At 42.0% G+C, this 13,691-nt stretch carries 7 protein-coding genes and 1 riboswitch; all 7 genes read left to right on the top strand.

The window, feature by feature from the left end; translation table 11 throughout:
- Nucleotides 1–171: 171 nt before the first annotated feature.
- The gene (gene rplK / locus JFU56_RS19970; protein ID WP_198439013.1) at nucleotides 172–600 is read left to right on the top strand and encodes a 50S ribosomal protein L11; all 429 of its coding nucleotides are present in this window, start codon (nucleotides 172–174) and stop codon (nucleotides 598–600) included.
- A gap of 7 nt (nucleotides 601–607) precedes the next feature.
- Entirely contained in the window at nucleotides 608–1,306 is a 699-nt protein-coding gene (gene rplA / locus JFU56_RS19965; RefSeq protein WP_019442532.1) for a 50S ribosomal protein L1, read from the top strand.
- Nucleotides 1,307–1,676: 370 nt separating this feature from the next.
- Nucleotides 1,677–2,180, top strand: coding sequence for a 50S ribosomal protein L10 (gene rplJ / locus JFU56_RS19960; protein ID WP_019442531.1), 504 nt, complete (start codon nucleotides 1,677–1,679; stop codon nucleotides 2,178–2,180).
- 47 nt (nucleotides 2,181–2,227) lie between these two features.
- Nucleotides 2,228–2,593: a 50S ribosomal protein L7/L12 gene (gene rplL, locus JFU56_RS19955; RefSeq protein WP_019442530.1), complete on the top strand. Its 366-nt coding sequence runs from the start codon at nucleotides 2,228–2,230 to the stop codon at nucleotides 2,591–2,593.
- Nucleotides 2,594–2,826: 233 nt separating this feature from the next.
- On the top strand, nucleotides 2,827–6,864 hold the full coding sequence (rpoB, locus tag JFU56_RS19950) for a DNA-directed RNA polymerase subunit beta (protein WP_198439012.1): 4,038 nt from the start codon (nucleotides 2,827–2,829) through the stop codon (nucleotides 6,862–6,864).
- 97 nt (nucleotides 6,865–6,961) lie between these two features.
- On the top strand, nucleotides 6,962–11,245 hold the full coding sequence (rpoC, locus tag JFU56_RS19945) for a DNA-directed RNA polymerase subunit beta' (protein WP_198439011.1): 4,284 nt from the start codon (nucleotides 6,962–6,964) through the stop codon (nucleotides 11,243–11,245).
- 147 nt (nucleotides 11,246–11,392) lie between these two features.
- A riboswitch (TPP riboswitch) is annotated at nucleotides 11,393–11,494 on the top strand.
- A 151-nt stretch (nucleotides 11,495–11,645) separates the two neighbouring features.
- Entirely contained in the window at nucleotides 11,646–13,688 is a 2,043-nt protein-coding gene (gene thiC / locus JFU56_RS19940; protein ID WP_198439010.1) for a phosphomethylpyrimidine synthase ThiC, read from the top strand.
- Nucleotides 13,689–13,691: the final 3 nt, after the last annotated feature.

The following is a 13,691-nucleotide window of genomic DNA, read 5'->3' as shown; positions in this document are numbered from 1 at the left end:
TAGGTTAAAGGTAAGGTCAAATACAACTATATTTGCATTTTATTGAATGAATTTTCAACAAAATGCTTGGCAAGGGCAGCAATTATATCTATAATTCGCTGCCCTTGTTTTTCGGGAAGCTAGTATCTATGTTGGATACAGCGTTCGCACCCATATTTAAGGTAAATTAAAATGGCTAAAAAAGTTACTGCGTATATTAAGCTGCAAGTTTCAGCTGGTATGGCGAATCCTAGTCCACCAGTTGGTCCTGCACTAGGTCAACACGGTGTTAACATCATGGAATTCTGTAAAGCGTTTAACGCAAAAACAGATTCTGTTGAAAAGGGTTCTCCGACTCCTGTTGTTATCACAGTTTATTCTGATCGTTCATTTACGTTCGAAACAAAGACTTCTCCAGCATCTTTCTTACTTAAGAAAGCAGCAGGCATCAAGTCTGGTTCTGGTCGTCCAAACGTTGATAAAGTGGGTACTGTTACTCGCGCTCAACTGGAAGAGATCTCTAACACTAAACAACCAGACCTTACGGGCGCTGATCTAGATGCAATGGTTCGTACTATTGCTGGTACAGCTCGCTCTATGGGCTTGAACGTAGAAGGATAATTCGGAAATGGCTAAACTTTCTAAACGTATGCGTACGATCCGCGAAAAAGTGGAATCTACAAAAGCTTACGAAATCAACGAAGCAGTTGAACTTCTTAAAGAATTAGCATCAGCTAAATTCAAAGAAAGCATCGATGTTTCTGTAAACCTAGGTATTGATTCACGTAAATCTGACCAAAACGTTCGTGGCGCTACTGTGCTACCACACGGTACTGGTCGTGAAGTACGTGTTGCAGTATTTACACAAGGTGCTAACGCTGAAGCTGCTAAAGCTGCTGGCGCTGACATCGTAGGTATGGACGATCTAGCTGCACAAGTTAAAGCCGGTGAGCTTAACTTTGATGTTGTTATCGCATCTCCAGACGCTATGCGTGTTGTTGGTCAACTAGGTCAAATCCTAGGTCCACGCGGTTTAATGCCAAACCCTAAAGTTGGTACTGTAACTCCTGACGTTGCGACTGCAGTTAAAAATGCTAAGTCTGGTCAAGTTCGTTACCGTAACGACAAAGCTGGCATCATCCACACTACTATCGGTAAAGTGGATTTTGAAGCTGCACAAATTAAAGAAAATCTTGAATCTCTATTGATCGCACTTAGCAAAGCAAAACCTGCTTCAGCTAAAGGCCAATTCATCAAGAAAATCAGCCTATCTACTACGATGGGTGCTGGTCTTTCTGTTGATATTGCAACGGTAGAGACTAAGTAATTTACAGGGAACCTTTTATCTAGTATAATTTGTTCCCTAAAAATTAGTAAATACGTTAAGGCTAATTTATTAGCTTTAACGTATTTACAAAATGTGGGTTGAAGTGAGGATATTGAGTTTAATGCTTGATATGACTTACTTCCGTCCAAGACCGTAGGAGATATTCTTACTTTGTAAGTGATATCTTAATAATGATCGGCTATTTTAATTAATACTTGAGCTTTCCTACGTAGATGGTGCAGGGCCCCTGAAGAATTTATTTCTTCTGGAATCCGAGCCGTAATGGTTCGTTTAATATCTAAGTTTACTTGGTATTATTCGGAAATTTTTAATACCGATTTTTAATCGGTTTTATCCAGGAGTATAGACCATGGCATTAGGTCTCGACGACAAAAAAGCAATTGTTGCTGAAGTCAACGAAGCTGCCAAGGCTGCGCTTTCTGCAGTAGTTGCTGATTCACGTGGCGTTACTGTAGGTGCAATGACTGGTCTTCGCAAGCTAGCTCGTGAGAACAACGTATACATTCGTGTAGTACGTAACACTCTTATGAAGCGTGCTGTTGAAGGTACTGATTTTCAGTGCCTGAGCGAAGCATTTACCGGTCCAACTCTGATCGCATTCTCTAACGAGCACCCAGGTGCTGCAGCACGTCTTTTAAAAGACTTCGCTGCACAAGAAGAATCTTTCGAAGTTAAAGCGTTAGCATTTGAAGGCGAATTTATCGGTGCAGAAAACATTGATAAATTAGCAACACTACCAACATACGATGAAGCAATTGCTCAGTTAATGATGACTATGAAAGAAGCATCAGCTGGTAAACTTGTACGTACATTGGCTGCTTTACGCGATCAAAAAGAGCAAGAAGCTGCTTAATTTAGCCGCTTTGTCTAAAATAAATTTTAATATATTAGGAATGACACATGTCTATCACTAAAGACCAAATCATCGACGCAATTGCTGAACTTTCTGTAATGGAAGTTGTTGAATTAATCGAAGCAATGGAAGAAAAATTCGGCGTATCAGCTGCAGCTGCAGTTGTTGCTGGCGGCGGCGCTGCTGCTGCTGAAGAAGAGCAAACAGAATTCGACGTAATTCTTGCTTCTTTCGGCGAAAACAAAGTTAAAGCTATTAAAGCTGTTCGTGGCGCTACAGGCCTAGGCCTTAAAGAAGCTAAAGGTGTTGTTGAATCTGCACCAGTAGCTCTTAAAGAAGGCGTTGACAAAGCAGAAGCTGAAGCTCTAAAAGCTACTCTAGAAGAAGCTGGTTGCGTTGTTGAGATCAAATAATCTATTTTTAAATAGATTATTGCCCTCATAAGGCATTGGCTGGTGATTTTTTAATCGCCGGCCTTTTTGCGCTATAGGATGTTTGGAAATTTCACATCATTTCAACCAAAATTCTGCGCACTGTTTAGCCCAATTCATTTGGTCGAGACAGTATAAAAAACATATAATGATGTTGTTAGAGCTGTCCTTTTTCAGGGCAGAGTGGGTCACTTATCAGCGAGCTGAGGAACCAAATGGTTTACTCTAATACCGAAAAAAAACGTATCCGTAAAGACTTTGGTAAAAGTGCACCAGTTGTGGCTAAACCGCAAATGTTGGCTATTCAAACTAGCTCTTTTAAAAAGTTTTTAGAAATGGATCACACAGGCGAATACGGCCTGGAAGCAGCATTCCGTAGCGTATTCCCTATTAAAAGTTACTCTGGAACTTCAGAACTTCAATATGTATCGTACCGTTTAGGTGAACCTGTATTTGACGTTAAAGAATGTCAAATCCGTGGTGTTACTTATTCAGCACCGTTACGTGTTAAATTACGCCTTGTATTATACGATCGTGATGCACCTGCAGGCACTATTAAAGATATCAAAGAACAAGAAGTTTATATGGGCGAAATCCCATTAATGACTGATACTGGTACTTTCGTTATCAATGGTACTGAACGTGTTATCGTATCTCAGTTACACCGTAGTCCTGGTGTTTTCTTCGATCACGACAAAGGTAAAACTCATTCATCAGGTAAAGTATTATATAACGCACGCGTTATTCCTTACCGTGGTTCATGGTTAGACTTTGAATTCGATCCGAAAGATAGCTTATTCGTTCGTATTGACCGTCGTCGTAAATTACCATCATCAATCATTCTTCGTGCACTTGAGTTCACGACGGAAGAAATCTTAGCAATCTTCTTTGATACTACACGTTTCGAAGTTAAAGATGGCAAGTTAATGATGGAACTAATGCCAGACCGTCTACGTGGCGAAACAGCTGTATTTGACATTATCGCTAATGGCGAAACATATGTTGAAAATGGCCGTCGTATTACTGCTCGTCATATCAAAAAGTTTGAGAAAGACGGCGTAAACGAAATCGAAGTACCATTAGAGTATATCGCTGGTAAAGTAGCTTCTAAAGATTACATCAATGAAGAAACAGGCGAAGTGATTGTTGCAGCGAATGCTGAACTAACACTAGAATCTGTTGCTGAATTGTCTCAAGCTGGTATCAAGGTAATTGATGTTCTTTATACGAACGACCTTGATGTAGGTAGTTACATGTCTGACACATTACGTGTTGACTCAACTACTAACAAACTTGAAGCGCTAGTTGAAATCTACCGTATGATGCGTCCTGGTGAACCACCAACGCGTGAAGCGGCAGAAGGCCTATTCCAAAATCTATTCTTCGCTGAAGAACGCTATGACCTATCTACTGTTGGTCGTATGAAGTTCAACCGCCGTATTGGCCGTGAAGAAGATACTGGTGCAGGCATCCTGGACAAAGCAGATATTGTTGAAGTAATGAAAACTTTGATTAATATCCGTAACGGTAAAGGCGAGGTTGATGATATCGATCACCTTGGTAACCGTCGTATTCGTTCAGTTGGCGAAATGGCAGAAAACCAATTCCGTGTTGGTTTAGTTCGTGTAGAACGTGCTGTTCGTGAACGTCTAAGTCTTGGTGATCTTGATGCTGTAATGCCACAAGATTTAATCAATGCTAAGCCGATTTCAGCTGCAATTAAAGAGTTCTTTGGTTCATCACAACTGTCTCAGTTTATGGATCAAAATAACCCGTTGTCAGAAGTTACGCACAAACGTCGTATTTCTGCATTAGGGCCTGGTGGTCTAACACGTGAACGTGCTGGTTTTGAGGTACGTGACGTACATCCAACTCACTACGGTCGTTTATGTCCGATTGAGACTCCAGAGGGACCAAACATTGGTCTAATTAACTCACTAGCTGTATTTGCCCGTACTAACGATTATGGTTTCTTAGAAACGCCATTCCGTAAAGTAATCAACGGTCAAGTTACTAATGATGTTCAATACCTTTCTGCTATTGAAGAAGGTCTGTATGCAGTTGCACAGGCTAACGCGACAGTAGATACAAATGGTGTACTTCAAGACGAATTTATCCCATGTCGTCATAAAGGTGAAACTACCTTTATGTCTGCAGATAACATTCAATATATGGACGTATCACCACAACAGATTATTTCTGTGGCAGCATCGCTAATTCCGTTCCTAGAACACGATGATGCTAACCGTGCATTGATGGGTGCGAATATGCAACGTCAAGCAGTACCAACACTAAATGCTGATAAGCCATTAGTAGGTACTGGTATTGAACGCGCGGTAGCAATCGATTCTGGTGTAACAGTTGTTGCGCTACGTGGCGGTTCAATCGACTATGCTGATGCAAGTCGTATCATCGTTAAAGTTAACGAAGATGAACTAGTACCAGGTGAAGCGGGTATTGATATCTACACGCTAACTAAGTACACACGTTCGAATCAAAACACATGTATTAACCAACGCCCAACAGTATTAACTGGTGAAGCAGTGGTTAAAGGCGACGTGCTTGCTGATGGTCCTTCAACGGATCTTGGTGAATTAGCACTTGGTCAAAACATGCGTATTGCATTCATGCCTTGGAATGGTTACAACTTCGAGGATTCAATCCTTGTATCAGAACGCGTTGTAAAAGAAGATCGTCTAACGACTATCCACATTCAAGAATTGTCATCGATTGCTCGTGATACTAAACTTGGTAGCGAAGAGATTACAGCGGACATCCCTAACGTGGGTGAAAGCGCATTATCTAAGCTAGATGAGTCTGGTATCGTTTACGTTGGTGCTGAAGTTAAGCCGGGTGATATCCTGGTAGGTAAAGTAACCCCTAAAGGTGAAACACAATTGACGCCTGAAGAAAAGCTTCTACGAGCTATCTTCGGTGAAAAAGCATCTGATGTAAAAGACAGTTCATTACGTGTACCTAACTCTGTTTACGGTACTGTAATTGACGTGCAAGTATTTACCCGTGATGGCGTAGATAAAGATAAACGTGCACAAGACATCGAGCAGATGCAACTGCGTGAAGCGAAGAAAGACTTAACTGAAGAATTATCTATCTTCGAAGAAAGCTTATTCGGTCGCGTTAAATCTCTATTACTAGCTGCTGGCAAAACGGAAGAGCAACTTAATGCTGTTTCTCGCACGCAATGGTTAGAGATTGTTCTTTCTGACGAAGAACAACAGACTCAATTAGAAGGCCTAGCTAAGCAACATGATGAGCTACGTGCTGAATTTGATTCTAAGTTTGACATCAAACGCCGTAAAATTACTCAAGGTGATGACTTAGCACCTGGTGTACTTAAGATCGTTAAAGTATACCTAGCTGTTAAACGTCGTATTCAACCGGGTGATAAAATGGCCGGTCGTCATGGTAACAAAGGTGTGATTTCAACAATCGTTCCTATTGAAGACATGCCGCACGATAAGTTTGGTGAGCCTGTTGATATCGTACTGAACCCGCTGGGTGTACCATCGCGTATGAACATCGGTCAGGTACTTGAAGTTCACTTGGGCCTTGCTGCTCGTGGTATCGGTAGTAAAATCGATAACATGATTAAAGAGCAACAAGATCTTGCTAAGATCCGTGAGTTTATTCAAAAAGCTTACGACATCGGTGATACGCATCAGAAAGTTGATTTATCAACGTACTCTGACGAGCAGGTTCGTGTTCTTGCGCACAACTTACGTAAAGGTCTGCCAATGGCAACACCTGCGTTTGATGGTGCAGCAGAAGCTGAAATCAAAGAAATGCTTAAATTGGCTGATTTACCAGAATCGGGTCAATTAGAGTTATTCGATGGTCGTACTGGTGATACATTCGAACGTCCTGTAACTGTTGGTTACATGTACATGCTGAAACTGAATCACTTGGTTGATGACAAGATGCATGCGCGTTCTACCGGTTCTTACAGCCTAGTTACTCAGCAGCCGCTGGGTGGTAAAGCTCAGTTCGGTGGTCAGCGTTTCGGTGAGATGGAAGTATGGGCTCTGGAAGCATACGGTGCAGCATATACTCTTCAAGAGATGCTAACTGTGAAGTCTGATGACGTGAACGGTCGTACTAAGATGTATAAAAACATCGTAGACGGCGATCATCGTATGGACCCAGGTATGCCTGAATCATTCAACGTATTGTTGAAAGAGATCCGCTCATTGGGTATCAACATCGAACTAGATGAAAACAAAAACAAGAAATAACTCTAATTTGAGTTAATTCTGATTTTTGATTAGCACTGCGCCTCGACTCACTCTGTGAGTTGAGGCTGCTTAGTTTTCACTCCCAGTGGAGAAAAACGTGAAAGACTTATTAAAGTTTCTAAAACAGCAAGGTAAATCGGAAGAATTCGATGGTATCAAGATTGGTCTAGCTTCTCCGGAGCAGATCCGTTCTTGGTCTTTTGGTGAAGTTAAAAAGCCAGAAACCATTAACTACCGTACCTTCAAACCAGAACGTGACGGTTTATTCTGTGCGCGTATTTTCGGCCCAGTAAAAGATTACGAATGTCTTTGCGGAAAATATAAGCGTCTGAAGCACCGTGGTGTTATCTGTGAAAAATGTGGCGTAGAAGTAACGCAAACTAAAGTTCGTCGTGACCGTATGGGCCACATCGAATTAGCGTCTCCTGTTGCACACATTTGGTTCTTGAAATCATTACCATCTCGCATCGGTCTATTATTAGACATGACGCTACGTGATATCGAACGTATTCTTTACTTCGAATCATATGTTGTTATCGAACCTGGTATGACTTCGCTAGAGCGTGGCATGATGCTGACTGAAGAGCAGTATCTTGACAACCTAGAAGAATGGGGTGATGAATTTGACGCGAAGATGGGTGCAGAAGCTGTACTTTCTTTGTTACAAGATCTTAACCTAAACCAAGACATCGAAGAAATGCGTGAAGAATTAGAGACTACAAACTCTGAAACTAAACGTAAGAAGATCACTAAACGTCTTAAATTAATGGAAGCATTCGCTGTCTCTGGTAATAAGCCAGAGTGGATGATCATGAACGTTCTACCGGTATTACCGCCAGATCTTCGTCCATTAGTACCACTAGATGGTGGCCGTTTTGCGACTTCTGATCTGAATGACCTTTACCGTCGTGTGATCAACCGTAACAACCGTCTAAAACGTCTATTAGATTTAGCTGCACCAGATATTATCGTACGTAACGAAAAACGTATGTTACAAGAATCTGTTGATGCGCTATTAGATAATGGTCGTCGTGGTCGTGCGATTACTGGTTCTAACAAACGTCCTCTTAAATCTCTTGCTGATATGATCAAGGGTAAACAAGGTCGTTTCCGTCAGAATCTACTAGGTAAACGTGTGGATTACTCTGGTCGTTCTGTAATTACAGTTGGACCAACGTTACGCTTACACCAATGTGGTCTACCTAAGAAAATGGCACTTGAGCTATTCAAGCCATTCATCTACGGTAAATTAGAATCACTTGGTTTTGCTACAACGATTAAAGCAGCTAAGAAAATGGTTGAACGTGAAGGCGCTGAAGTTTGGGATATCCTAGACGGCGTGATCCGCGAACATCCAGTAATGCTTAACCGTGCACCAACTCTTCACAGACTTGGTATTCAAGCATTCGAACCTGTACTAATTGAAGGTAAAGCAATTCAGTTACACCCTCTAGTATGTTCTGCATACAACGCCGATTTCGATGGCGATCAGATGGCTGTACACGTACCGTTAACAATTGAAGCTCAATTGGAAGCGCGTACACTGATGATGTCTACGAATAACATCCTTTCACCTGCGAATGGTGAACCGGTTATCGTACCTTCTCAAGACGTTGTATTAGGTCTTTACTACATGACTCGTTCTGGCGTTAACGCTAAGGGTGAAGGCATGGTATTAGGCAGCCCTGAAGAAGCTGAAAAGCTATATCGCAGTGGCCATGCTGAACTACATGCACGTGTTAAAGTACGTATTACTGAACATCTTAAAGATGAAGAAACTGGTGAAGTTACAGTTCGCACTGAACTGAAGAACACAACAGTAGGTCGTGCGATTCTTTATTTGGTAGCACCTACAGGTCTACCATATGCACTAATCGATCCGTCTAAAACTTTATCTGCTGAAGAAGAAGCTAAACTTGAAGCGAATCCAGCTAACTGGATCCTGAAAGTATCTAATGAAGCGTTAGGTAAAAAGCAGATTTCTAAGCTACTAAATGACTGTTACCGTCTATTAGGTCTGAAAGATACTGTTGTATTCGCCGATCAACTAATGTACACCGGTTTCCATTATGCTGCCCTTTCTGGTGCATCTGTTGGTATCGATGACATGGTTATTCCAGCAGCGAAGAAAACACTACTTGAAGAAGCTGAAATTGAAGTAACTCAAATCCAAGAGCAATTCCAATCTGGTCTTGTTACTGCGGGTGAGCGTTACAATAAAGTTATTGATATTTGGGCTCGTGCGAATGAGCTAATCTCAAAAGCAATGATGGATAACTTGTCTACAGAAACTAAACCTAACTCGTTAGGTGATGATGAGACACAGAAATCATTCAACAGTATCTTTATGATGGCCGATTCTGGTGCACGTGGTAGTGCGGCACAGATTCGTCAGCTAGCTGGTATGCGTGGTCTGATGGCGAAACCAGATGGTTCGATCATCGAAACACCAATTACGGCTAACTTCCGTGAAGGTCTAAACGTACTTCAGTACTTCATCTCAACGCATGGTGCACGTAAAGGTCTAGCCGATACAGCACTTAAAACAGCAAACTCGGGTTACCTAACTCGTCGTCTTGTTGACGTTGCACAAGATCTTGTAATTAACGAGATTGATTGTGGTACTGAAAATGGTCTAATCATTACTCCTCATATTGAAGGTGGCGATGTTGTTGAACCATTACGTGATCGTGTTTTAGGTCGTGTTGTTGCTGAAGATGTACTAAACCCAGTATCGGGCGAAGTAATTCTTCCACGTAACACGCTACTAGATGAAAAACTTTGTGACTTCTTAGAAGAACACTCAGTGGATCAAATGAAAGTTCGCTCTGTAATTACTTGTGACAATGACTTCGGTGTTTGTGCAGCTTGTTACGGTCGTGACTTAGCACGTGGCGAAATGGTTGGCCAAGGTGAAGCAGTTGGTGTTGTTGCAGCACAATCAATTGGTGAACCTGGTACACAGTTAACGATGCGTACATTCCACATTGGTGGTGCGGCATCGAGAGCATCTGCAGAAAATAATATCCAAGTGAAAAACACGGGTACTATTAAGTTCCACAACGAGAAATTCGTTGAGAACGCAGACGGCAAACTGGTTATTACTTCACGTTCATCAGAAATCACGATTATTGATGAAAACGGTCGTACTAAAGAAAGCCACAAACTGCCTTACGGTTCGATTGTTGACTTTAAAGATGGCGCAGCTATCGAGTCTGGTAGCATCCTTGCTAACTGGGACCCGCATACTCACCCAATCATCACAGAGGTGGCTGGTCAAATTAAGTTTGTTGACTTAATTGAAGGTATTACGGTTACTAAGCAAACGGATGATCTAACGGGTCTATCTAGCACGGTAATTCTTGATCCTGCAGCACGTGTTGCTGCTGGTAAAGATATGCGTCCTATGGTTAAACTTGTTGATGCAGCAGGTAATGATTTATTCATTCCTGGTACAGAAGTTATTGCACAATACTTCTTACCTGCAAACGCAATCGTTAACCTAGAAGATGGCGCGTTAGTGACTATTGGTGAAGCGTTAGCACGTATTCCTCAAGAAAGCTCGAAAACACGTGATATTACGGGTGGTCTACCACGCGTAGCGGATCTGTTTGAAGCGCGTCAGCCTAAAGATGCAGCTATCTTAGCGGAAATCTCAGGTACTATTAGTTTCGGTAAAGAAACTAAAGGTAAACGTCGTCTAGTTATCACACCGACTGATGGTGCTGAAGCTTACGAAGAGATGATCCCTAAATGGCGTCACTTGAACGTGTTTGAAGGTGAGAAAGTTGCAATTGGTGAAGTTATCGCCGATGGCCCTGAATCAGCTCACGATATTCTACGTCTACGTGGCATTAGCCATGTTGCGAACTATATCGCAAACGAAGTTCAAGAAGTATACCGTCTGCAAGGCGTTAAGATTAACGATAAGCACATTGAAACTATCGTTCGTCAAATGCTACGTAAAGCTAACGTTGTATCTGCTGGTGACAGTAACTTCCTACAAGGTGAACAAGCTGAAGTTTCACGTCTGAAAATTGCTAACCGTCAGCTAGAAGCTGAAGGCAAGCAACCAGCCGTGTTCCAGCATATCCTTATGGGTATTACTAAAGCGTCTCTTGCAACTGAGTCATTCATCTCTGCTGCATCTTTCCAAGAAACAACACGTGTTCTAACAGACGCTGCTGTACATGGTAAGATTGATGACCTTCGTGGTCTGAAAGAGAACGTTATCGTTGGTCGTCTGATCCCTGCAGGTACAGGTTTCTCTTACCACCAAGAACGCGCTAAAATGCGTGCTGGTAAGGTAGAAGAAGCTATGCCAGAGATCACTACTGATGAAGCTGAACAGAACTTAGCTAACCTATTAAATAACCTTTAATTGATTTGCTGAATGCAATTAAAGTTGTTAGCAAGTGATGACAGACCCACTGATTCACTTGCTGACTATTATTGAATAGTGAAGGCGCCCTTTATAGGGCGCCTTTTTTTTGCTTGTTTTTTAACGCTATACCAGTCTATACTCTGACACATCTTGTCGGAGTGCTTTAGGGCTGAGACCATTTAAATATGGGATCCGTGGAACCTGATCAGGCTAATACCTGCGTAAGGAAACAAGAGTGATTAATACAATAGCGTTAATAATATTGCCAATTTGTACGGGGGATCTGTAACAATTGACATCTTATTTACCGCTGTATTTGGACTTAAACTAATATAGTCTTATCACCACTCTCCATACTCAACGACAAGCAATCATCTTATTTAAAGGAATGAATGCTATGTCTGCTAATAATATAAATACCAACAGCAATACAAATCTAGATAAATCCAAAAAACCTACACGTCGTGAAAACCGTGAAAACGCCCAAGAATTTATTAACAACCTCAGTTGTGAACCCTTTCCAAATTCCGAAAAAATCCATCTCACTGGCAGCCGTGATGATTTAAGAGTCGCGATGCGCAAGATTAATCTTGATGAAACGCTAGTTGCAGGCAGTAAAGATGAACCTGTATATGAATACAACGAATCCATCCCAATCTACGATACTTCAGGTGCCTATACCGATCCTGCGATTGAAATTAACGTGCATCAAGGTTTACCTAAATTAAGGCAAGGCTGGATTGCAGAACGTAACGATATTGAAGAACTCGAAATCGTTACTTCACAGTTTGCTCAGCAACGTCTTGCAGACGATGGTATCGACCATATTCGTTTCGAACATCTACCTAAACCACTTAAAGCGATCGATGGCCAAAACGTTACTCAGATGCATTATGCGCGTAACGGTATCATCACTCCGGAAATGGAATATATCTCGATCCGTGAAAACATGGGGCGCGAGTTGATCCGCAATGAGCTGTTATTAAAGCAACATGCCGGTAATGATTTTGGTGCGAGTATTCCGGATCTTATTACTCCTGAATTTGTTCGAGAAGAAGTCGCCCGTGGTCGTGCGATCATTCCTGCTAACATTAATCACCCTGAATCTGAGCCAATGATCATCGGCCGTAATTTTTTAGTTAAAGTGAATGCCAATATTGGTAATTCGTCAGTGACATCGTCGATTGAAGAGGAAGTGGAGAAGCTCGTATGGGCTACACGCTGGGGTGCTGACACGGTGATGGACTTATCCACAGGCCGTAATATTCATGAAACCCGTGAGTGGATCCTGCGTAATTCACCTGTTCCGATCGGCACAGTTCCGATCTATCAAGCCTTAGAGAAGGTAAATGGGATCGCCGAGGATCTTACTTGGGAAGTCTTCCGTGATACGTTGATCGAACAAGCTGAGCAGGGGGTTGATTACTTCACGATCCATGCTGGGGTATTATTGCGTTATGTGCCGATGACTGCAAAACGTCTTACCGGGATCGTTTCTCGAGGTGGATCGATTATGGCGAAATGGTGTTTAACACACCATAAAGAAAACTTTGCTTATGATCATTTCGAAGAAATTTGTGCGATTTGTAAAGCATACGATGTATCACTGTCGTTAGGTGATGGTATGCGCCCGGGTTCTGCGGCTGATGCCAATGATGAAGCGCAATTTGCTGAATTACAAACGCTCGGAGAGCTGACTAAAGTAGCTTGGCAGCAAGATGTGCAAGTTATTATCGAAGGCCCTGGTCATATCCCAATGCACATGATTAAAGAGAATGTTGAAAAACAACTCGATATTTGTCATGAAGCGCCATTTTATACTTTAGGCCCACTAACGACAGATATCGCCCCAGGTTATGATCACTTTACCTCGGGTATTGGTGCTGCGCAAATCGGTTGGTACGGTTGTGCTATGTTGTGTTACGTAACGCCCAAAGAACATTTAGGCTTACCGAATAAAGAAGATGTTAAGCAAGGCATGATCACCTATAAAATATCTGCTCATGCAGCTGATTTGGCCAAAGGTTTTCCGGGTGCTCAAATCCGTGACAATGCGATGTCAAAGGCTCGTTTTGAATTCCGTTGGAATGATCAGTTTAACCTCGCTTTAGACCCTGATACTGCACGTGCTTATCACGATGAAAATATCCCGCAAGAATCGGGTAAGGTTGCGCATTTCTGCTCTATGTGTGGCCCTAAATTCTGTTCAATGAAAATATCCCAAGATGTACGTGATTACACTGCCAATCAAGAAAAGATAAAAATTCAATTACTTGATGAAGTCGTTCTGATCGATGACGTCGCTGTAATTGATGCTGAAAAAGGCATGCAGCAGATGTCTGAAGAGTTTAAAAAGCACGGCGCAGAGTTATACCTGCCTCCTACACATGATGCAGTAAATGGCCGTGTACCAGAATCTACAACCGAAAACGTGGAATAATAA

It is taken from the genome of Moritella sp. F3 (assembly GCF_015082335.1).
Taxonomy (GTDB): Bacteria; Pseudomonadota; Gammaproteobacteria; order Enterobacterales; family Moritellaceae; genus Moritella.
Note: the sequence above shows the minus strand (reverse complement) of the source record. Positions and strands in the feature narration are given on the sequence as shown.

Coding starts and splice junctions, on each gene's coding strand:
- rpoB (WP_198439012.1), top strand. CDS start 2,827: ATGGTTTACTCTAATACCGAAAAAAAACGTATCCGTAAAGACTTTGGT.
- rplA (WP_019442532.1), top strand. CDS start 608: ATGGCTAAACTTTCTAAACGTATGCGTACGATCCGCGAAAAAGTGGAA.
- thiC (WP_198439010.1), top strand. CDS start 11,646: ATGTCTGCTAATAATATAAATACCAACAGCAATACAAATCTAGATAAA.
- rplK (WP_198439013.1), top strand. CDS start 172: ATGGCTAAAAAAGTTACTGCGTATATTAAGCTGCAAGTTTCAGCTGGT.
- rplL (WP_019442530.1), top strand. CDS start 2,228: ATGTCTATCACTAAAGACCAAATCATCGACGCAATTGCTGAACTTTCT.
- rplJ (WP_019442531.1), top strand. CDS start 1,677: ATGGCATTAGGTCTCGACGACAAAAAAGCAATTGTTGCTGAAGTCAAC.